Genomic DNA, 22111 nt, shown 5'->3' with positions numbered 1-22111 from the left:
TGCCTGCGGCAAAGGGAGGGAGCAAAGCAGAAGCAAGTGCCAACCCCTCCCCGACCCCGGGTCGCTGAACTCCAGTTCCTAGCCCCTGGCCACAACCGCCAACGTAAGCCGCGAAATGCACACCGGCTTGCCGGCCTCGTCCTCGATGCGGATTTCCCATACCTGGGTGGTGCGGCCCACGTGCAGCGCGCGGGCCGTCCCCGTCACCACGCCGCTGCGTGCAGCACGCAGGTGGTTGGCATTGATCTCCAGCCCGACGCAGACCTGCTGGGTGGGGTCCACGCACAGGTTGCCGGCACTGCTGCCCAGCGTCTCGGCCAACACCACCGAGGCGCCGCCGTGCAGCAGGCCGTAAGGCTGCTTGGTGCGCTCATCTACCGGCATCGTTGCCTGCAGCCAGTCATCGCCGGCGGCGGTGAAGACAATGCCCAGATGGTCGATCAGCGTGTTGCGGCTCATGGCGTTGACCAACTGCAGGTCAACCGGCGCGCGGAATACTTGGCTCATTGTTTTACCTGTTGGGGGAACAAGGACAGTTACAGGATCGGTACCAGGCCGGCGCCAAACGCGGTCAGCATGCGCACCAGCACCCACTTCGGGCCGACATCCACTTCCGGGAAGTCGCCGACCGCGGTGTAACAGGTGTGGAAACGCGGGTCCTGCCGGCGCAGCGGTTGCGGGCACTCCGGGCCAGGCACGAAGGCGTAGTCGGTGGCGTAGCGCCACGGCCAGAAATCCAATACCGGCAGCGCTTCGGAGGCCTTGCCGAGGCTGTAGTTCAGCCCCGCCAGTACCGGCGGTTTCTCGCGCGGCGCCACTACCCAGGAGTTGTCCGGGTGCACATCGCGCAGGATGCTCTGCGCCAGCTGCTCGGCAAACACCGGGTCTTCGATGATCACCGCGCCTTCAGTGTTGTAGTTCTCGCTGCGCGGATCGAAGTTGTGGGTGCCGATCACGCCGATACGGCGGTCCACCACCAGCGACTTGGCATGCAGGCCCATGCGCGCGCCACGGCGGGTGACCGGCAGCGGCCGGTTGACCGCGCGCGTGCCCAGGAACGAAGGCCGGGTTTCGGTACGCAGTACATCGCGCTCGACTTCACTGCCATCGGCGCTGAGCCGGCGCCCGGAGCCGCTGCCGCGCACATTGCTGCCGGCCGCACTGCCGCCGATAAGCCGGTTGCGTGACGACGACCCCGATGCCGGCTCACCATCCAGCGGTGCGGGCAGCAACTGCGCGTAGTTGATCGGCGCATCCAGCGGGAACGGCTTGTATTCGTAGATGTTGAAGCCCAGCTCGCGCAGGTTGCGGCGTTTGTACTTGTAGGACAGCGCATAGACGATGGGGTTGTCGGTCGCCGCCAGGCTGTTGGTCGACACCACCACGCGCGGCGGTGTCTCACGCTGGCGCAGGGTCTTGAACAACGCCTGCGCAGGCTTGGACAACACCAGATACGGCGTCTGCAGCAGTACTTCGGTCTGCGCCTGCGAAATCAACGCGTCCAACCGCGGCTCGGTCAGATGCTGGCCGTTGAGCGGCTGCGCCTCGCGCTCGCGGCGATGCTTGCGCGGCAGGTCGGCCACATAGCTGACCGAGCGCACCGGCAAGGCGGTATCGACGAAGGCGTCTTCAATGAACTGTGGATCGGAGGCTTCTGCATTCACCCGTTCAATCCGTTCCGGGCGCCGGAACGCGGCCTGCGGCATGGCCGGCACGCCGCCGTTCAACAGGGTTTTGCCGACATCGTTGAGGCGTTCGGCCGGTACGCTGCGGCGTGCGTCCCAGAACGCCTGGAAGTTGGCCGCCATTTCGCGCGCCTCCGGCCCGGCCACCACCACGTCACGATCGCGGAAGTTGTATTCCTTGTCCCAGTCGTAATAGTCGTCCTGGTAGTTGCGGCCGCCGACCACGCCGATCACATCGTCGATCACCAGCAGCTTGTTGTGCATGCGCTGGTTGAAGCGGCGGAAGCAGCACAGCACGCTGCCGGCATAGTCGAAGTAATTGAGCTTGGCCTTGCCGAACGCCGGGTTGTAGACGCGCAACTCGAAGTTGGCGTGGGCCCCGGACAGGGCGCCGAGCATCTGCACGTCGGAGATGGCCGAGAGCTGGTCGATCAGCACCCGCACCTTGACCCCGCGCCGGGCTGCAGCCAGCAGTTCATCGATCACCATCCGCGCACTGTCGTCGGTGTCGAAGATATAGGTCTGCAGGTCGACGCTGCGGGTGGCGCTGCGGATCAGGTTGAGCCGGGCCACCAACGACAGCTCACCCTCGTCGAGGATGGTGGCGTAATGGCGCGGCACCTGCGCGGTGGACTCGGCGATGGCCTTGCCACCCAAAGCGCGCAGCGGCGAATCCAATGCGCAGCGATCGGGCTGGTCGCAATCGACCACGGTGGAGCGCGCCGCTATCGCGATGCCTTCGGCACGCTCGCGCTGCTGATTGGACAGCGAGGCACAACCGCTGGCCAGCAAGGCCGCCAGCATCAGGAGAAGACGGATAACAGGTTTCACGTTTTGGGGGCGCCAACCAGGCGTGTACGCAGTACGAATATCACTCGATCACTCAAGGCCATCTGCCAGCTATCCATGCCATAACGGCCGCGCAGGATGGTACCGCGGCTGACGAGGTCGCAATCATAGCCGGGCCGGGCGCATTCAGGTTTTGCCAGGCGCATCACTTCGGGCCGGCTGATGCCGCGGATCGACAACCGCCCCTGTACATCGCCGCCGGTTTCGGTCAACCGCGGGTCATAGGGATCGGAATCGAACTCCACCACCGGGTAGCGCGCCGCATCAAAGAAGTCCTCGCCACGGATCCAGCCGGTGTAGCGCGGCCGGTCAGGGATCTCCACATATTCGCTGTACATGCGCAGCCGCACCTGGTGGCGGCCGTCGGGCAACACCGTGATCCAGCCTTCGAAGCGCGGAAAGACGCCCTCAACCTTCTGCCCGAAGCGGGTCCGTATTTCAAAACCAAACCGGGAATGCGCCGTGTCGAAATGCAATGGCTCGACCGCAAGGGCCGAGCCAGCAAGCATCAACAGAATCAGCAGCAGCCCAAACCGCGCCGCCGCCATGGACTCAGGGCCACCAGAATGCGGTCAACTTGGCGATGCCGGGTTCGATCGCCGCCTCCATCGGCAATGACAACACCGCCACCGATGCCGGCGGCATGCCGCGGTAGTCGCCGGTCTGGCCGCTGTGCATCAACGCCACCAGTTGTTCCAGCCCGGGGTTATGGCCCACCACCAGCACGCGTTCCACTTCGTTGTGCTCGTCCAGCAGGGCCGCCAGGGTGCCGGGCGCGGCATCGTAGATGCGTTCTTCCAGGCGCTGCTCGACGTAGCCGGTACGCTCCAGCACCGCCTCCAGCGTTTCCCGGCTACGCCGCGCTGGCGAGCACAGCACCCGGTCCGGGACCAGTTTGTTTTCATGTAACCAACGGCCGGCAGCCTCGGCCTCGGCCAGGCCATGCGGTGAGAGGGGGCGGTCGATATCGGCTTGGCCATCGGCCGCCGGTTCGGCATGGGCATGTCGCAGCAGGATCAATTCACGCATGGTCGGGTAGTACTCCTGTCAGACCTTGTTCAACCACTTGAGCAGCGGCTCCCAGTCTTGCTGGTGCTCGCGTACCTGTGCAGAGTGATAGTCGAACAGGCTGCGCCCGAGCCCGACCATCACCACATAACTCTGGCTGTCGCGCAGCTGCGCGACCACCTCATACGGCCAATCGGCCAGCATCTGCCGGGCCTGTTGCGAAGTTTGTGTCCATGGCTTGGTGCGGTTGAGCACCAACCCTACCGGCACCGCCCGCGAATGGATGCGCTTGATCTTGGCCAGGCTGTTGAGGAAGCCGACGATGGCTTCGATATCCAGCGCCGAGGGCAATACCGGCACCACCACCGCGTCGGCGGTATCGATGAAGCGCTCCAGATCCTCGCCATAGGCACCGGCCGGGGCATCGATGATGACCTGCTCGGCGCCGTCGGGGATGAGCTTCTCCCAGTTCTTCTTGCGGTGTACGTCCACCGGCAGCACCGCGCTCTCCAGACTGGAGCGGCGTTGCGCCCAGCGGGTGCTGGAACCCTGCGGGTCGGCATCGGCGATCACCGTTGCCTTGCCGGCCAAGGCCGAGTGTGCGGCCAGATGGGTGGCGATGGTGGTCTTGCCGACGCCACCTTTGGAGCCGGCTACCAGGATCGTCTTCATGCACGCCTCGTTTTCGCGGGACTTGCCCGCAGCGTACACCGGCCCGCGTTACCAAAGGTAGTCACCCGGTGAGGAAGCCGCCCCGGCAAGCCCCCTGGCTTGCTATCGTGTCGCCCCCGGCATTGGAACCACCATGAGCGAGCTGCAGGACCTGACCGCACTGATCCGCGCCAACACCCCGCTGATCGTCATCGAAACCCAGGACGAGACCCGCATCGTGGGCCTGTTCCGCGAGGCGTTGATGCATGTGTGGCGCTCCCTGTACCGCTGGTCCATCACCGAGGGCCTGCGCCGCATAGACATGGACCGCGAGGACGAGGCGGTGGGCCCGCCCGATGCCAGCGCGGCACTGCGGATGATCCAGGAGGCCGACCAGCGCGGCATCTACCTGCTGCTCGATTTCCACCCCTACCTGGGCTATGCCAGCCACCAGCGGCTGCTGCGCGACATCATCCAGCGCCGCCACAGCCAGCCACACGTGGTGGTGCTGGTGGGCACCAAGGTCGAGCTGCCAGCCGAACTGGAAGCCCTGGCGACCCGCTTCAACCCCCGCCTGCCCGATGCCAACGCGCTGCTGAAGATGCTGCGCGAGGAGGCGGCCAGCTACGCCCAGGAGAACGGCGGGCGGCGCGTGGAGGTGGACCAGGAGGCCGTGCAGCAGATCCTGCGCAACCTGCGCGGGCTGAGCATGACCGACGCCCGCCGCATCGCCCGCCAGCTGATCTATGCCGATGGCGCCCTGCAGGCCGACGACCTGCCGCAGCTGGCCAAGCTCAAGTTCGAGCTGCTCAACCGCAGCGGCCACCTGCATTACGAATACGACTCGGCCCGTTTCAGCGACGTGGCAGGCGCCCGCCGGCTCAAGCGCTGGATCGAGCAGCGCCGCGCGGTGTTTGTCTCCGGCAACGCCCCGCCCGGGCTGGACCCGCCCAAGGGCATGCTGCTGCTGGGCGTGCAGGGCTGCGGTAAATCCATGCTGGCCAAGGCCACCGCCGCCGGCTTCGGCGTACCGCTGCTGCGGCTGGATTTCGGCACCCTCTACAACAAGTACCACGGCGAGACCGAGAAGAACCTGCGCGACGCGCTGGCCTCGGCCGAGCAGTTGGCGCCCTGCGTGCTGTGGATAGACGAGGTCGAGAAAGGCCTGGCCAGCGGCGGCGAGGACGGTGGCGTGTCGCGCCGCGTACTCGGTTACCTGCTGACCTGGATGGCCGAACGCAAGGCGCCGGTGTTCATCGTCGCCACCGCCAACCAGGTGCAGGAGCTGCCGGCCGAACTGCTGCGCAAGGGCCGCTTCGACGAAATCTTCTTCGTCGACCTGCCCTCGCCCGACACCCGCGTCGAACTGCTGCACCTGCACCTGGCCCGCCGCCAGCTGCAACCGGACCTGTTCGCACTGCCGGCGCTGGCAGCGGCCAGCGATGGCTTCTCCGGCGCCGAGATCGAACAGGCCGTGGTCGCCGGCCTGTACGCCGCCCACGCCGAGCAGAAGCCACTGGACACCGAACTGCTGATGGCCGAGATCCGCAACACCCGGCCATTGTCGGTATTGATGGCCGAACAGGTGCGGTCGCTACGCGACTGGGCGCACGAGCGCACCGTACCGGCGGATTGAGGCCGGGCCAAAAAACGCCAGCACTCGTCTCCGTCGCCACGCGAAAGCGAGAAACCAAGCAGTAGTGCCGAGCCATGCTCGGCAGAGGCCCTACTCACAATGCCCTGCCCGTAGCCCGGGTAAGCGCTGCGCAACCGGGAGCAAGCGTTCCTCCAGCCTACAACGCAGTTCGCGGTCCACTCGCACCATTCCGTCAGCTACAGATCTTCGCGAGCCTGCGGTGCCGAACGGAACCGGCTTGCCGGGGGCACTGCGCTTGCCCAGGCTACGGTAGAGCTACGGCTATTGATACGACCTGGCTCCCTTGGTTTGCCTGTCACGTTGCATCGACATACTGAGAGAGCCGCTCATGCATTCACGCGTCGTAGTCCCTGGATGGCTTCCATCCTTTGGGCGGCTGCTCGGGCGAACCACTGCGTTGCAGCAGCCGACGTGCCGCCTCCCACTCTCCAACCTCCATCATCCACAACCAGTACTCGGAAGCCTTTACCGGGAACTTGGACGACTTCGCGGGCGAAGCACGGTCCCCGAGTTGCTCCAGAACCCAGAGAACTTGCCCGCGCTTCGTCTCCCAGGCATTGCGTTCCGCATCACTCCGGGCGTAGACCAGCACCCTTGAGTGCGAGAAGAGAACTTCCGCGATGGAACGAGCCTCTGTCATCGCCAGCAATATCTCCCGGCACTTTTCGAACATCCGGGCGACCACCTCCCCACTCTTGGGGCACTCGTCATCCAGCTGGTGCCAGAAGTAGGTGTAAGGCATTGCGTTCACCAACCCCCAGGCCATTGCAGCATTTGCCAATGGCGCAAGATCGGCTTCGATATCGGTTTCGGCGAGCATCCCTTCCGAAAGCGCCGATAGCGGACTCACCGCTTCAACTCCATTCATGGCGCGAGTCAGAAGCATCATATCGTGCGTCGAATCGTCCACATATCGCGTCGCCGCCATAAAGCGATCAAATGCCTCCTCGGCACCGCGTGTGTCCTCGGAGAACGTAGCGTGGCGCCACAGGTACAGTTGCACCAACATGTCGTCGGCAGACAGCGTCTTCGCAGTAAGGATTGCAGGCGCCACTTCGCAACCGGGCTTGTCATCGCCAAGACAGAGCAGCAGCGCAATTTTTGCGAGCCGAGCATCCCTGGCACCCTCGATGGCAGCACGCTTGATCCACCGCGATGCCTGCCGATCCCTTTCTCCGCCTTGGTCTGTTCCGGCAGCGCCGCTACCGGAGAACAGCAGCCAGTACCCGGCAGCCAGCAGATCCTTCGGATCACCGCTGGCAGCCAGCGCATTGGCGCGTGCATCGATCACTTGCGAATTGACCCGCATATCGCGCGGAACCGTCGGTTGCGCCATCGCACAGGCCGTTGCTGCCATCAAGCCCAAGCCCACCACCATCAACCATGATTTACGCATTCTGTCTTCCTTGTTATGGAACATCCCAGTTCATATACCCACTCAAACCACCCAGCCCAGCACCCACAGCCAGGTCGGCAACGTCACCAACGACGGCACATTGCCATAACCCACCATCGCCGCTGCCAATCGCGACGCCAGCCAGTGTGAGATGACCCGCTCGGGGGCGATCATCGTTGGCATGGCAGAACCTTATCGCTCTCTGCCGTGCTTCCTGCTGCTCGACATGGGCACCCTTGCAGCACGCTTCGCGCTTTGAGCTCAATGGCTGGGTGGAATCGGTGGCGGCTCCCAACTCACCGGCGGCAGCACCGGCTCACCCCGTTGTTGCAGCAATCTGCGCATTGCCGCGATCTCGCCCACTTCCCCAAACCACCGCATATAGACCTGTGGTTCGACGGTCGATGCTTTCTGTGCAGGGTCATTGTTGTTTAAGAACTGTGTGCTCTGAGACAGCAACCAATCCAGCTCCCGTGCGCGCTCGGCCAACTGCCTGGCTTCCTCAGGGGTCGGCCCCATCCGTGCCAGTCGCTGCAGACCTGCCTTGGCCAACAACATCGAACCGCTGTCCGCCATCGTCATCAGCAGGTTTCGGCACTGCTCGCGCCGGGGGATGTCAGAAGCGCCGTCCGGGCAGATCGCAAAAGCGGCTTTCAACTCCGGCTGCCACATGCCCAGCGCAATACTGAAGAGCGTTGCCACCCGCTCATGTTCGGCATACCAGCCATTGTTGGCCTGCTCCCATTGCGCCGCCTGCCGTGGTTGGACCAAAGGCCAAACCATGCCAGCGGTCGCCTCGTCCAACAGCCTTATGATCACGCGCAGCTTGTCGTCGTAACGCGGCGCATTCAAGGCGCGTTGCTTCGACTCTTCAGCACCGGCCTGATCGCCACGTTGCTGCCCCCAGCGCATCAACAACAACTGCGCATCCGCACCCGCGTCGGCCTGCAACGTCCTTGCCGCTGCTTCTACCGCACAATCCCCGCCATCAAGACAACGACGAATGGCTGTGGCAGCGATCAGCGGCGCATCGCTTCCCTTGGCAATGGCTTCCAACAACCAGACCTGGGCATCGGGTTCTGCCCTGAGTTGCCCGCTCTTCAAGTCAAGCGACATCGGTGCCAGGCCGGCGGCTACATACAACTTCAGCGGTTCACCCGTGCTTGCCAGCTTGCGCGCCTGTTCCATCCGCGCCTGATTCTGTGCCTGCACCTGTATCAGCAGTTCTTCAGGAGCAGTGCCATCCAGATCGCCCGAAGATGACTGTGCGTTCGCCGTGGTGGCCATCGCCAACAACAGCATCAACCACATTCCTTGTTCGCGCACAGCCATCTCCTTTCATCTGCGTACAACGACGCCCACTCAAACCACCCGATCCAACACCCACACCCAGGCCGGCAAGGTGATCAGCGACAACACAATGCCATAACCCACCATCGCGGCCGCCAACCGTGGCGCCAGACGGTGCGAGATGGCCAGCGCGGCGGCGGTGATCATTGTCGGCATCGCGGTTTCCAGCACATTGACCCGCAGCATCTCGCCCTGCAGCCCAAACGCCCATGACAGCGGCAGCGCAACCGCCGGCAGCACCACCAGCTTCAGCAGCAGGCCGATACCCAGCGGGGCCAGTTCAGCGCGCGACAGCCGCAGTTGGATGGTAAGGCCAACCGCCAGCATCACCAGGGGCAGCATCGCGTCGGACACATTCTTCAGTGCGCCGGCAATCCAGCTGGGCGGTGTTGCCGGCATCACCAGCAAGGCGAATATCAGTGCCCATAGCGGTGGGAAACGCGCGATGCGCAGCAGGATCTGGCCGGTGCTGGGCGGGGTGTCGCCGCTGTAACGTGCAAGCACGTACAGGCCGAAGGTGGACAGCATCACGAAAGTGCCGAACTGGTCGTAGACCACCGCATACGGCAGGGCATGGTCGCCCAGCAGCGCGCGAACCATCGGGTAGCCGATGAAGCTGGAATTGCACAGCGCCACGCACAGCAACAGCACCGCATGCACCTGCCGCTCGAAGCCGAACACGCGCGTGGCCAGGCTTACCAGGGCCAGCGTCAACAGCATCAGCAGCCACGGTGTGAGCATGATGCCCAGCAGTGACACATCCAGCTGCAGGCGCGGCACATAGGTCAGCACCGCCGCCGGCAGGCAGATGTACAGCACCACCTTGTTGAGCACGTCGGCAGCGTTGTCCGGGAACACCCGGAAACGTGCGAATACCATGCCCAGGGCGAGCATGGCCAGAATCAGTGCGAATGCGTCGAATGCCATGGTGCAAGCTTGCGCCGCGCTGCCCCGCAGGGGAAATCAGCGCCGGCTCAAAACCTCCTGTCACCGTACCCGCATGTGCTGCGGGTACGGCATTGCAGCCCCGGCCTTACGGCCATGCCGGCGGATTGGCCGCCCATGCCTGCTGCACCTGGGCCAGCTGGGTGCGTTCGGCATCGGTCCACAGCGGCAACAGCTGCGGATAGGCCGTTGTCGCGGCCCATTGCCCCGGCTCGGTGCGCACGGCGGCCGCATACCAGGCTACGGCTTCGTCCTTGCGGTCCAGGTTCCACAGTGCAAGCGCCAACGTTGGCGGCAGCCATGACGGGAAGCCGCGCGTACCCTCGGCAACCCTGACCCAGTGATTCAGGGCGTCCTGGGCATCGCCACGGCGATACAGGTCCCAACCATGGTTCCAGCGCAGGCCACGGGCCTGTACGGAGTTGTCAGCGACCGAGGCCAAGGCTTCCTGGTACAGCTTGGCACCAAGCTCATCGCGACCATCACGGTAGGCGATGCTGGCCAACTGGGCTGTGGCTTCCACGCCCTTGCGGCCACGCTCGCGCAGCTTCATCAGCTGATCCACCGCATCTGCCTGTTCAGGCGACACCGCGTGGATGGGCTTTGCCGCCACATCCTCGTCGAAATAGAACTCGTTGATCTTCGGCAGGCTCTGCGCCTGTGCATTCGAAACAAGCAGACTCGCCAGCACCAACGCGCCAGCGGCCATGCGCTTTGTAACCCCCATCACTGCAACCCCCATAAAACAGTTATCCCCCACCCGGCCCCGATCCTAACCCCTCCCGGCGCTACGCGCGACATGGTTACAGGGTGATGAAAGCCCCGCTGCTACAATCCGCGGCTGCCACCGGCCCCGCCGGCTGGCATCTGCCAGCCGTTTCCGCAATGGGCCAGCCATGACCAGTACCGCCGAACTTACCTCGCCTGCTTCCGCCAACGACCCGCTGATCGGCGTGCGTGATTCCGATTACACACTGGAGCACAAGTACACGCGTACCGATGGCCGCATCTACCTGAGCGGTGTGCAGGCGCTGGTGCGCCTGCCTTTGATGCAGCAGCAGCGCGATGCCGCCGCCGGCCTGAATACCGGCGGCTTCATCAGCGGCTACCGTGGCTCGCCGCTGGGCGGCTTCGACCTGGAGCTGTGGCGCGCGCGCAAGCACCTGGAAGCGGCCAAGGTGAAGTTCATCCCCGGCCTCAACGAGGACCTGGGCGCCACCATGGTCTGGGGCACGCAGCAGACCAACCTGTTCCCCGGTGCCAACGTCGATGGCGTGTATGGCATGTGGTACGGCAAGGGCCCGGGCGTGGACCGCTGCGGTGACGTGTTCAAGCACGCCAATGCCGCCGGCACCTCGAAGCACGGTGGCGTGCTGGCGCTGGCCGCCGACGACCATGCCTGCCGCAGCTCCACCCTGCCCCACGGCAGCGAAGAGGAGTTCGTCAGCGCGATGATGCCGGTGCTGAACCCGGCCGGCGTGCAGGACATCCTCGACATGGGCCTGGTCGGTTGGGCGATGAGCCGATACACCGGCCGCTGGATCGGCTTCAAGACCATTGCCGAGACGGTGGAGTCCTCGGCGTCGGTGGACGTGAACCCGTTCGCCCGCCAGATCATCCTGCCGGAAGATTTTGAGATGCCAGCCACCGGCCTCAACATCCGCTGGCCGGACCCGCCGCTGGAACAGGAAATGCGCCTGCACCGTTATGCGGTGAAGGCCGCGCAGGCGTTTGCACGCGCCAACGGCATCGACAAGGTGGTGATGGATTCGCCGCGCGCGCGGCTGGGCATCGTCACCACCGGCAAGAGCTACCTGGACGTGCTGCAGGCGCTGGAATACCTGGGCCTGGACGAAAAGGCCTGCGCCGAGATTGGCATCCGCGTCTACAAGGTAGGCATGACCTGGCCGCTGGAACCGCAGGGCATCGGTGAATTCTCCCGCGGCTTGGAAGACATCGTCGTGGTGGAGGAAAAGAAAGCCTTCATCGAGCGGCAGATGAAGGAATACTTCTACAACTGGCCGGCCAACTGGGGTGCACGCCCGTCCATCGTCGGCAAGTACGACGAGCAGGGCGAGTGGATCCTGCCGTCCACCGGCGAGCTGACCCCGGCGACGATTGCCGGGGTGATCGGCCGCCGCATCCAGCGTTTCTTCAACACCGAATCCATCGAAGAACGCCTGCGCTGGATGGATGTTAAAGAAGCCGAGATGGCCCTGCCGCGCGCGCAGTTCCCGCGCGTGCCGCATTACTGTTCCGGCTGCCCGCACAACACCTCCACCAAGGTGCCGGAAGGCTCGCGTGCGCTGGCCGGCATCGGCTGCCACTACATGGTGACGTGGATGGACCGCGATACCGACACCTTCACCCACATGGGTGGCGAAGGCGTCACCTGGGCTGGGCAGGCTGCGTTCACCGCTACCGAGCATGTGTTCCAGAACCTCGGCGACGGCACCTATTTCCACAGCGGCTCGCTGGCGATCCGCCAGGCCATCGCCGCTGGCGTCAACATCACCTACAAGATCCTCTACAACGATGCGGTGGCGATGACCGGCGGCCAGCCGGTGGACGGCACCCTGACCGTGCCGCAGATCGCGCACCAGATGCGTTCGGAAGGCGTGTACACCATCGTGCTGCTGTCCGACGACATCCAGAAGTGGAAGTCGCGCCGCCACGAGTTCCCGTCCGATGTGGAGTTCCACGACCGCGCCGAACTCGACAGCGTGCAGCAGCACCTGCGCACGGTGAAGGGCACCAGCATCCTGATCTACGAACAGACCTGCGCCACCGAGAAGCGCCGCCGCCGCAAGCGCGGCAAGATCGTCGACCCGGCCAAGCGCACCATGATCAACTCGCTGGTCTGCGAGGGCTGCGGTGACTGCGGCGAGAAGAGCTTCTGCGTGTCGGTGCTGCCGAAGGAAACCGAGTTCGGGCGCAAGCGCGATATCGACCAGTCCAACTGCAACAAGGATTTCTCCTGCACCACCGGCTTCTGCCCGAGCTTCGTCACCGTGCACGGCGGCCAGCTGCGCAAAGGCAGCAAGAGCAGCGCCGCCAGCCTGCTCGACAACCTGCCGGCGCCCACCTTCCGCACTGATTTCGCGCAGCCCTGGAACATTCTGATCACCGGCGTCGGCGGTACCGGCGTGGTGACCATCGGCGCGCTGCTCGGCATGGCCGGCCACCTCGAAGGCAAGGGCGCAAGCGTGCTCGACCAGACCGGTCTGGCGCAGAAGGGCGGCGCGGTCACCACCCATATCCGCATCGCCAACAGCCCGGCTGACATCCACGCGGTGCGCATCGCCGCCGGCGAAGCCGACCTGGTGCTGGGCTGCGACATGGTGGTGGTCAACGACTACTGGGCGCTGTCCAAGGTGCGCGGCGAGCGCTCGCAGGTGGTGTTGAACACCTACGAAGCGATGCCCGGCACTTTCACCACGCATCCGGACATGCAGTTCCCGGCCGCCGACATCATTGCCGGCGTGAAGCTGGCCTTGGGCGGGCGCGACCCGATCCTGCTCGACGCCACCCAGCTGGCCACTGCCCTGCTCGGCGATGCGATTGCCTCCAACCTGTTCATCCTCGGCTTCGCCTGGCAGCAGGGCCTGGTGCCGCTGTCGTTGGAATCGCTGATGCGCGCGGTGGAGCTCAACGGCGCCGCCGTGACCATGAACCAGACCGCGTTCGCCTGGGGCCGCCTGGCCGCGATCGATTCGCAGGCCGTGCAGCAGGCCGCCGGCCTGGTCCACAACGCGCCAACCGATGCCGAGCGCAAGCCGCATGCACTGCGCGAACTGCCGCCCGGCGAGTGGGAAGGCAGCGAAGCCGGCGCACCGTCGGCGCCGCGCAACCCCGGCAACGAGCCGGACGTACGCGGCTTGCCGGCCGCAAGCCGCATCAGCGGTGAAGCCGCGTTCGCCTCACTGGACGACGCACATCTGTCGCGTTCGCTGGACGAACTGATCGCCCGCCGCAGCAGCTTCCTCACCGACTACCAGGACGCCGCCTACGCCAACCGCTACCGCACGCTGATCGATGCGGTGCGCAGCGCCGAGCAGCAGGCCATCCCCGGCAGCACCGCATTGAGCGAAGCCGCCGCACGCTACTTCTTCAAGCTGATGGCTTACAAGGACGAATACGAAGTGGCCCGCCTGTACACCAGCGGCGACTTCATCAAGCGCGTGAGCGAGCAGTTCGAAGGCGACTACCAAGTGCGTTTCCACCTGGCACCGCCACTGTTCGCCAAGCGCGACGAACAGGGCCAGCTGCAGAAGAAGGAATACGGCCCGTGGATGTTCAAGGCCTTCGGCCTGCTGGCCAAGCTCAAGGGCCTGCGCGGCGGCCGCTTCGACGTATTCGGTTACACCGAAGAACGCCGTGGCGAGCGCCAGCTGATCAGTGACTACGAGAAGACCCTGCAGGAGCTGATCAGCGGGTTGGATGCGCGTCGTCTGGCACTGGCGGTGGATATCGCCAGCATTCCCGAGCACATCCGCGGCTACGGCCACGTCAAGGAAGCGCACCTGCACGAAGCCAAGGCACGCGAAGCGACCTTGCTGGCAACGTGGCGCAACCCGAAGGCGCTGCATATCGTGCAGATGGCCTGAGCAGGCAACGGATATGTTGCTTATGCGCAATGCAACCTATGGGTTGCATTGCGCGGTCTGAGCTTCAGCGACGGCGTTGAAGCTGCAGGTTGTTTCTGAGCTGAAATTGCTTCAGCGGATCTCGAAATCCATAGGTACCAGAGATGGCCGCGCTTGCGCGCCAAGCTGTGCCGGAGACCATTGATTCGATATCCGCCAATGGCCTGTAACGGACATTCAATTCTGGAATTAAGCCGCGCCACAAAGCCGCGCCGACTTGCATGAACTGCTAGGTGTCATTTTACGAGAGGTGGACTCTCGCGATGTTTGAGCGCATCGAACTGGGGTACGGCGTGGGCCGCACCTAGACCGTAGTGCTGGTGGAACGTGGACTCTGCCACTAAGGAAAAGATCTGTGGCTCGTAGCTCCTAGTGATCCCCCATCCCGAGCATGGATCTCTCGAATCGAGCCTTCCGATTTGTACAAACGTGTCACCAACGCTCTGATCACCTTTCCAGACACTTACCACTTGCCAGATTGCCGTCTGTTGATATCGAGCGTTGGTGGGCAGTCGCTCAATTTCTTCTGGACTAGGTGACATCGCGAGCGGGCGAGCAAGAAATACTGAACCATAGTTTTTGAAAATCTCCTCCGGGCTATCGGGAGAGAGCGCGCAAGCTTGCGCAGCGCCCGATAGCGTCAGCAACACGGTCGCAGTCAGAGAAACGATAAATTTCGGCATGGCACCCAACTGCCTAGTAGACGGACCCGTGGGTCCGGTTATACGACTCACCCACAAAACACAGCATGGCGGGCTTTCCCTTGATGCAGCTTGATCTTAGGCCGGCAGGGTTCGGCTAACAAGTCAGCGGATAGCCGGACCCAGCGGTAACCAATGACCGCTTAGGGTCGGATGCTGCCATGCAAGCATCGCGTCTGCTACCGACCTTGGATTCAACCGATCGACGCAACTCGTCCGAGTTAAGCCGCGCCGGAAATCGGCGCTGGCTTGACGAATTGTTAGTGCTCTGTCGCGTCGTCCTGCACTCTCGCTACTGTGCCACTCTCAATTTTCCAGAGTCCGGCAGGGGTAGAAACGTACATTGGCTTGGCTGCCCATAGCGCCCAGAACACGTGTGCCTCGGTCGGCACTGGGTCAAGCAAGTGCGTGACCATCATCGCCGCAACACGTGGCCCTGATCCAAGTTGGATGCAGGTGCGTGTGAAGCCGCGTTGGCCGAGCACAGACTTTCCATCAGATGCTATGTCCAAGCGATAGGTGCCGCCCAACGGAACAACGCCTGGTTTGGTTGTACCTGGGAGGAGGTAAACACGCCAACCCCGCAGCGGCGTGTCATCAGCTGGCAGAACAACCGTATTGTAAGTAGATGCGCAAGGCGAAAACCCAGAGGCTAGTGCTGCCGATCGAGCCGTGAACGCTGCTGCCTCGTACGCCGTTAGCTCCTCCGGGATATCCAAAGCTACTGGCGCTCCAACTATTAGGCCTCCAGTAGTAACAACTGCTTGGTACAGGGCCTTCGTGACCAGAGCGTCTTCTGACCCCACAAACGTGACTGAGATATTTCCCTCTTTTTCTTCCGTGACCCAGCCTGCGACACGTCGATCTTTCCGAAATCCTCTGATTTTCAGTAAGGCATCAGTTGCTGCCTCGGCTGCGCGATCGTGGACAAACAAAACTCCACCGATAGATTCAGCGGCGGAAATGCTTGCCCTTTCCTCAGTTGAGGTGAGTCCCTCGGGTTGATTGTCTTGCGCCTGAGCGGGGGCGACGATAAGTAGCAAAGTCAATAAACAGGTTCGATACAAGGGAAAACCTCATCAGAAAGCAAGCTAACTAATAGAAGGGCCGGTGGATCCGGTTATGCGGCCTGTACGCAAAGCACCATATGGCAGGCTACCCACTTTGGCACGGCTCGATCCTGAGGCGGCGAGGTCCGGCGAACAAGCTATCATGTGACCTGACTCAGCGGCGGTCTCGACCGTACCAATGTCCGCTATGGCTCGCAACCAGCTATTGAGACCGTCCGACGAGCCAGTAAATGAAGCGGGAAACAATGGTCAAAGGACGGTACACAGGTGACAGAATGGTCATCCAACAAGTTCGACCTCGATCAATCTGAGCTTGAACCCTGCACCCTGAATCCCGGAGCTCCGGACTCTGTTATGGGCTGCATAGGCTTGGCCCTGATTCTTACAACTTCTTCTCAAGAAGGATCCTGACAAAGGGCTTCCAGTGATCGCCATCCAGTTGGGTCCACTCGCCAGTCAACTGGGACCCGTCGTCGCTGAAGCAGCCAACGAATCGTTGGCTCTTCCCGTCAATCATGTAGCTGCGTCCATCGATCCTGGAGATGAAGTCATTCGTGCTGCCATCGGGATCGTAACTTCGGCTGAAGAACTCGCCAGAAGTGCTGTCGATACCGATCATCTCGACCGACTGCACGCGCTGCGATCCCATCATGGCGTCTATCTCATGCATCAGGAAGTGGCCATTGGGCAGCCATGAGTAGATATCGGACGCTTCGGATGTATCCCCTTCGCTGCCGTCGGGCTCCAGTGCAGTGATGGTGGTCTGCCACGTTCCGTTGAGAATGTCGAGGCGGCGGTGATGCTCGGAGTGGAAGGGCTTCTGGGCCATGGAATTCTCCTATGTGTTTCTACTCGACGAACCAGAGCGGTGAATCTCGACATGCCGATGCCATTTTTCAACACGCCATTCCCTGATCGCGGTACGTATCTACAGCAAAGCATGGAGTGCCGCGTCGATTCAGTACGTTGCTCTTGGCCCATGGTAGATCGCTCACAGATCCACCCCATCAACGACACCTCCACTCCGGGCATTTGCTTTCAGCCAGTAGAGACGCTTACAACGGCTGAAAAACCGCACCACAAGCCAGCACCTGCGTGAACAGATCTTCAGTGACCACGACTCTCCAGCGAGCAGGCGTGACAGACGTCGCGAGGTGTCCTGCTGATTGACCAGACCTCCTTGGATTTGTCATAGCTGAAACAGACATTGGTATCCGGAAAGCCTTTGAAGCTGAAATCGATCGTCTGGGTGGTCAAGCCATTTACTTTGAATGTTGCGCTGTAGGTTCCAGACGATTTGAGAACAGCCATTGAAGCAAGCGTGCCCGGGTCCAGCACATCCATTTCGTAGCCGTTGCTGAAGGAGACTGTGTGCATTTCTCCCGTCCTGGCGGGCGTGCCGCCATTTACGCAGGCTAGCGCTTCGTCTTCCATGATCGGCCTTGATGCGCGGGCCCACGGTGACAGCAGGATCAACATAACCAGTACGAATGTTCTCATGGCACCAGACTTTGAAGTTGGGGTTGCCCGCGTAACGGGTTGGCTTGGTTGAATTGTTTGGCGCCGGACTACGGTTTGCTGTTGCTTGTGTGGGGCGCCTTTTAAAGCCTCCCCTCATCCGCCCCTTCGGGGCACCTTCTCCCGCAGACGGGAGAAGGGTTAGCTAGCAACGCTGGCCGTTCGTTACCGCTTCGCCGCCAAAATCCGCGTCAACAGATCCGCCGTCCCTTCAATCCGCCGCAGATGCGGATACCTCAGCCCCTCGCGGTAATCGATGCGCACGGTACGGAAACTATCCGCCTGCCGCACGATCAACTCGATCGGTGTGCCGCTCTGCTTGCCATCCTTCAGCGCCTGCTTGATGCGCCCGCCGCTGTAAGCCAAGCCGTTCACCGCAACAATCGTCACATCCTTGGCCAGGCCCGCCTTGAATGCCGGGCTGTCCCAGCCGACGGCCTGCAGCACGCCATCACTGCCGACCTTCAAGCCCAGCGAGTACTGCAGGTCGGTTGCGCCATCGGCTTCACCATCTGCAATCACCAGGTTCGGCTGGTCGTCGAAGTACAGCTCCCAACCCGCTGCAGCCAAACCATCCGGCGCCTTGCCATCGCGTGCATCCAGTCGGCTGCCGATGAAGGCATCCCAGTTGCCGGACTGCACCGCTTCCAAGCCCTGCATCACGTCGGCGCGGTCGTACAGGCGGATCTCGCCCTGCTTGCCGCCCTGGTGGAAACGCTTCGCGAAATCATCCAGCGTGACCTTGCCCTTCGACAGGCTGCGCAGGCGTGCATCCACGCCCAGCCATAGCAGCGTGCTCTCGTTGTAGAACTCGAACGCACGCTGCCAGTCCGCCCAGGCCTGCGGCTTGGAATTGAAGTCGAGGATGCCTTGATGCACGGTGTCGTGCAGATCACGCCATTGCCGACCCGGCTGTGTTGCGTAGTTGGCCTGCAACTGGGCCAGCATCGCCATGGCGTAGTCCGGCTTCCACAGGCCCGAACGTGCGGCCAACACGACTGCCCAGTACTGGGTCTGGCCTTCGTACATCCACAGATCGTCGTTGAACATCGGCGCGTTGTAATGCGGCACCCAGGTTGGGCGCGGGCGCCAGGCCTTGCCTACCCAGGCATGTGCGTACTCGTGCGGCAGCAGGTCGTTGTCGAGGAAAGGCCGCTCGCCACGCAGATAGCCGTCGTGCATGCCGTTCTCGCTGCTCTGCGCGTGTTCCAGGCCGATGCCACTGAACACATCCGACACCGCCAGCAGGAAGTTGTAGCGCGTATACGGCCGCGCGCCGAATACCGCATCGGCCTCGCGCACCAGCGCACGGTGAGCGTCCAGCACCTTGGCATCGGCCTGTAGGCCTTGCGGGTTCTCGCCGACCACGTCCAGCCAGACGGGCTGTTTTGAGGCTTCATCCAATGCGAAGCGCTTGAAGTACTGGCCCGCGAATACCGGTGAATCTATCAGCGTCATCAGCGACACCGGTTTGTACTGCTCCGTGCCACCGCTGTGTTGGGCGATATCGAGCGCGGTGCCGCTCTGCCAGCCGTCGGGCAGGCGCAGGCTGGGTTTGACCTGGATGCCGCGTGCGTCATATCCAGCCGGGTACAGCAGCACGCGATGCCATTGCAGGTCGAGCATGTTCGATGTCATCGCCACCCGGCCCTGATCGGAGGCGGTCGGTGACAGATATTGGAACTCGATATCCAGCATGCTGACGCCTTCCGGCACCTGCAGCTTGAAGGCATACATGTCGCCGGAATCGCGCGTCCATTGCAGCGCCTGGCCGTTGCCACGGATGACCAGCCCGGCCATCTGGTTGATCGGGCCGGTAGGCGCGTGATTGCCGGGGATCCACTGCGGATACCACAGGGTCAGCGCGCCGGCCGATACGGGAATGCGCTGGTGCACGCGCTGGATACGGCGTTGGAGGTCACTGGCATCCACGTCCAGCTCAATCACGCCCGGGTAGCTGGCCTGCACCTGCATTGCCGCCGCGCGTGCATCCATCGGCTGCGTCTGCGCGCATGCCAGCGGCGCTGCGGCACCCAGCATCATCGCCAACAACCAGTTACGTCCCCGCATCACGCACCGCCCTTTGCCTGAAGTGATTGCATCCTAGCCCGGCCAGCTTCAGCCGCGCATCCGCTGCCATACCAGGCAACGGTTGTTGGCAGGCATGGCCACGTCCTCACGCAGCACCAGCTGCTGCGCACGCGCCAAGGCGTCGACGGCCTCGAAATCGCGGATGCCCGAACGCGGGTCGCGGGCCTTGAGCCAGCCGTCGAAGGTTCGGTTGCTGTCGCTGGTGAATGCGCCGTTATAATTGAATGGCCCGTAGGCGATGAACAGCGCATCCGGCGCCATCAACAACGGCAAGCCGGCGAACACGGCCTGCACCTCCTCCCAGCCCATGATGTGCAGGGTATTGGCGGTGAACACCGCATCGAAGCCGGCAACGTCGTCATGCGCGGGTAACGGCGGCAACGGTTGCAGGCCGCTTCCGATCACCGCCTGCAGTTCCAACGCTGGCGGGGTATTGGGCAAGCCGGCCTCGTCCAGCCATTGGCCGATGCCGGGCAGATAGTCGCGGTGATCGCTGGCCTGCCAACGCAGCCATGGCAGTGCCGCAGCGAAGTGCACGGCGTGCTGGCCGGTGCCGCTGCCAATCTCCAACACGCTGCGGGCCTGGCCCAGATGGCGCTGCAGCACCTGCAGGATGGGCGCGCTGTTGCGCTCACAGGATTCGGCGTAGGGCTTGGTCATTATCGGGGCCTGTTGATGACACTGCTGATTGTGCCGCAGTTCGCAGTGCCGGTTTGCGGCCATGCATGACGTTGGTCACTTGTGCTCAAACCCTCGCCCCGTAGAGATTCAAGGGTCTTGTGCGGTGCATGGCATCGCTGGCTCTGGAGTTCCGCCCGTCATGCAACGCCGCCAGTTTCTTTCGCTTTCCGGCCTCGGCCTCGCCGGTTTCATGCTGCCCAATGCACAGCTGATCGCAGCCGAGGAGTTGTTGGCCCCGGCCGATGTGGCCAAGAAGAAGCTGCTGGCCGATACCGTGCTGGCGCTTGCCAAGCAGGGCGGCGCCAGCTACTGCGATGTGCGCATTGGCCGCTACCTCAACCAGGCCATCGTCACCCGCGAGGACCGGGTGCAGAACGTCACCAACAGTGAGTCGGCCGGCGTCGGCATCCGCGTGATCGTCAATGGTGCGTGGGGCTTTGCCGCCAGCAACCAGTCCACCGCGCAGGGTGTGGCCGCTGCGGTGGCGCAGGCGCTGGCCATTGGCCGCGCCAATGCGAAGATCCAGACCAAGCCGGTGCAGTTGGCACCCACGCCGGGTGTGGGGCAGGTGCAGTGGAAGACGCCGATCCGGCAGAACGCGATGGCCGTGCCGGTCAAGGACAAGGTGGAGCTGCTGTTGTCGATCAACGCCGCTGCGATCAATGCCGGCGCCAACTTCATCAACTCACAACTGTTCCTGGTCAACGAGCAGAAGTATTTCGCCTCCAGCGATGGCTCGTGGATCGACCAGGACGTGCACCGCATCTGGCTGCCGTTCACTGCCACCGCCATCGACAAGGCCAGCGGCAAGTTCCGCACCCGGGCCGGGTTATCGGCGCCGGCGGGCATGGGCTGGGAGTTCTTGGAAGGAAATGCCGCTGACAAGCACCAGCTGCCGGGGGGCGTGGTTGGCTATGGCCATTCCTATGATCCGGTGGAGGACGCCATCGCCGCCGCCAAGCAGGCGCGGGCCAAGCTCAGCGCGCCGTCGGTGAAGCCGGGCAAGTACGATCTGGTGCTGGACCCCTCCAACCTGTTCCTGACCATCCACGAGAACGTTGGCCATCCGCTGGAACTGGACCGCGTGCTCGGTTACGAAGCCAATTACGCCGGCACCAGCTTCGCCACCCTGGACAAGCGCGAGGCCGGCTTCCGCTGGGGCAGCGACATCGTCAATTTCACCGCCGACAAGACCGTACCTTACAGCCTGGGTGCGGTGGGTTACGACGATGAAGGCGTGAAAACCCGCAAGTGGGATTTGGTCAAGGACGGCGTGCTGGTCAATTACCAGGCCACCCGCGATGAGGTGCATATCCTCGGCGAGAACGCGTCGCACGGCTGCAGCTATGCGGACTCGTGGAAGAGCGTGCAGTTCCAGCGCATGGCCAATGTGTCGCTGGCGCCGGGCAAGGCGCCGCTGACGCCTGCGCAGATGGTGAAGGACGTGGAGAACGGCATCTACATCCATGGCCGTGGTTCCTATTCGATCGACCAGCAGCGTTACAACGCGCAGTTTGGTGGGCAGCTCTGCTACCAGATCAAGAACGGCGAGATTGCCGGCATGGTCGAGGATGCTGCGTATCAGATCCGCACGCCGGAATTCTGGAATGCCTGCAGCGCCATTTGCGATGAACGCGATTTCCGCATGGGCGGTTCGTTCTTTGACGGCAAGGGCCAGCCGGGGCAGGTATCGGCGGTGTCGCATGGTTCGGCGACGACGCGCTTCAATGGGGTGAACATCATCAATACGGCGCGGTCGTTGGGGTAAGGCATAGAGCTGCCCTCACCCCAACCCCTCTCCCGCAAGCGGGAGAGGGGCTATCAGATCGCAGGCTTGGCCGTGGACTCGCAGATCGCAGGCTT

At 63.1% G+C, this 22111-nt stretch carries 16 protein-coding genes and 1 pseudogene; 3 read left to right on the top strand and 14 right to left on the bottom strand.

Annotated elements, in window-relative coordinates; translation table 11 throughout:
- Positions 1-78: 78 nt before the first annotated feature.
- The 5 genes from ABE493_RS14205 to ABE493_RS14185 are packed head-to-tail and all read right to left on the bottom strand — an operon-like array spanning position 79 to position 4214.
- The gene (locus ABE493_RS14205; RefSeq protein WP_346499563.1) at positions 79-507 is read right to left on the bottom strand and encodes a hotdog fold thioesterase; all 429 of its coding nucleotides are present in this window, start codon (positions 505-507) and stop codon (positions 79-81) included.
- A 29-nt stretch (positions 508-536) separates the two neighbouring features.
- Positions 537-2489, bottom strand: coding sequence for a phospholipase D family protein (locus ABE493_RS14200; RefSeq protein ID WP_430980789.1), 1953 nt, complete (start codon positions 2487-2489; stop codon positions 537-539).
- A 23-nt stretch (positions 2490-2512) separates the two neighbouring features.
- Complete coding sequence (locus ABE493_RS14195; protein ID WP_430980786.1) at positions 2513-3082, bottom strand: YceI family protein; 570 nt, start codon at positions 3080-3082, stop codon at positions 2513-2515.
- Between the two features lie 4 nt (positions 3083-3086).
- A complete protein-coding gene (locus tag ABE493_RS14190) occupies positions 3087-3563 on the bottom strand; it encodes a SixA phosphatase family protein (RefSeq protein WP_346499561.1) in 477 nt (158 codons plus the stop codon).
- Between the two features lie 18 nt (positions 3564-3581).
- On the bottom strand, positions 3582-4214 hold the full coding sequence (locus ABE493_RS14185; RefSeq protein WP_346499560.1) for a ParA family protein: 633 nt from the start codon (positions 4212-4214) through the stop codon (positions 3582-3584).
- 133 nt (positions 4215-4347) lie between these two features.
- On the opposite strand from ABE493_RS14185, the gene ABE493_RS14180 reads away from it, so the two are divergent.
- Positions 4348-5829, top strand: coding sequence for an AAA family ATPase (locus tag ABE493_RS14180; RefSeq protein ID WP_346499559.1), 1482 nt, complete (start codon positions 4348-4350; stop codon positions 5827-5829).
- 355 nt (positions 5830-6184) lie between these two features.
- Here the strand turns inward: ABE493_RS14180 and ABE493_RS14175 are convergent, their stop codons facing one another.
- The 5 genes and pseudogenes from ABE493_RS14175 to ABE493_RS14155 form a co-directional block, all read right to left on the bottom strand.
- Positions 6185-7270, bottom strand: a complete 1086-nt coding sequence (locus ABE493_RS14175) for a hypothetical protein (RefSeq protein WP_346499558.1) — start codon at positions 7268-7270, stop codon at positions 6185-6187.
- Positions 7271-7288: 18 nt separating this feature from the next.
- Positions 7289-7435: pseudogene (locus ABE493_RS14170) on the bottom strand (AEC family transporter); the annotation flags it as partial.
- Between the two features lie 72 nt (positions 7436-7507).
- A complete protein-coding gene (locus tag ABE493_RS14165; RefSeq protein WP_346499557.1) occupies positions 7508-8578 on the bottom strand; it encodes a hypothetical protein in 1071 nt (356 codons plus the stop codon).
- A 30-nt stretch (positions 8579-8608) separates the two neighbouring features.
- Positions 8609-9523 carry an AEC family transporter gene (locus ABE493_RS14160; protein ID WP_346499556.1) on the bottom strand — a complete coding sequence of 305 codons (915 nt, stop codon included), beginning with the start codon at positions 9521-9523 and terminating at the stop codon, positions 8609-8611.
- 106 nt (positions 9524-9629) lie between these two features.
- Entirely contained in the window at positions 9630-10250 is a 621-nt protein-coding gene (locus ABE493_RS14155; RefSeq protein ID WP_430980788.1) for a tetratricopeptide repeat protein, read from the bottom strand.
- Between the two features lie 187 nt (positions 10251-10437).
- Between ABE493_RS14155 and ABE493_RS14150 the strand changes: the two genes are divergently transcribed.
- The gene (locus ABE493_RS14150) at positions 10438-14148 is read left to right on the top strand and encodes an indolepyruvate ferredoxin oxidoreductase family protein (protein WP_346499554.1); all 3711 of its coding nucleotides are present in this window, start codon (positions 10438-10440) and stop codon (positions 14146-14148) included.
- A gap of 2192 nt (positions 14149-16340) precedes the next feature.
- On the opposite strand, the gene ABE493_RS14145 is transcribed toward ABE493_RS14150, so the two are convergent.
- The 4 genes from ABE493_RS14145 to ABE493_RS14130 form a co-directional block, all read right to left on the bottom strand.
- Positions 16341-16787, bottom strand: a complete 447-nt coding sequence (locus ABE493_RS14145; RefSeq protein WP_346499553.1) for a DUF1579 family protein — start codon at positions 16785-16787, stop codon at positions 16341-16343.
- A 278-nt stretch (positions 16788-17065) separates the two neighbouring features.
- The gene (locus tag ABE493_RS14140) at positions 17066-17437 is read right to left on the bottom strand and encodes a hypothetical protein (RefSeq protein WP_346499552.1); all 372 of its coding nucleotides are present in this window, start codon (positions 17435-17437) and stop codon (positions 17066-17068) included.
- Between the two features lie 204 nt (positions 17438-17641).
- The gene (locus ABE493_RS14135; protein ID WP_346499551.1) at positions 17642-19546 is read right to left on the bottom strand and encodes a peptidase M61; all 1905 of its coding nucleotides are present in this window, start codon (positions 19544-19546) and stop codon (positions 17642-17644) included.
- A gap of 48 nt (positions 19547-19594) precedes the next feature.
- Positions 19595-20227: a DUF938 domain-containing protein gene (locus tag ABE493_RS14130; protein WP_346499550.1), complete on the bottom strand. Its 633-nt coding sequence runs from the start codon at positions 20225-20227 to the stop codon at positions 19595-19597.
- A 160-nt stretch (positions 20228-20387) separates the two neighbouring features.
- Here ABE493_RS14130 and ABE493_RS14125 point away from each other — a divergent pair, with 160 nt between their 5' ends.
- Positions 20388-22016, top strand: a complete 1629-nt coding sequence (locus tag ABE493_RS14125) for a TldD/PmbA family protein (protein ID WP_346499548.1) — start codon at positions 20388-20390, stop codon at positions 22014-22016.
- The last annotated feature ends 95 nt before the right edge of the window (positions 22017-22111 follow it).

Source organism: Stenotrophomonas terrae (assembly GCF_039674165.1).
Taxonomy (GTDB): domain Bacteria; phylum Pseudomonadota; class Gammaproteobacteria; order Xanthomonadales; family Xanthomonadaceae; genus Stenotrophomonas; species Stenotrophomonas terrae_A.
The sequence above is the reverse complement of the archived record's forward strand: the minus strand, read 5'-3'. Positions and strand labels throughout refer to the sequence as shown.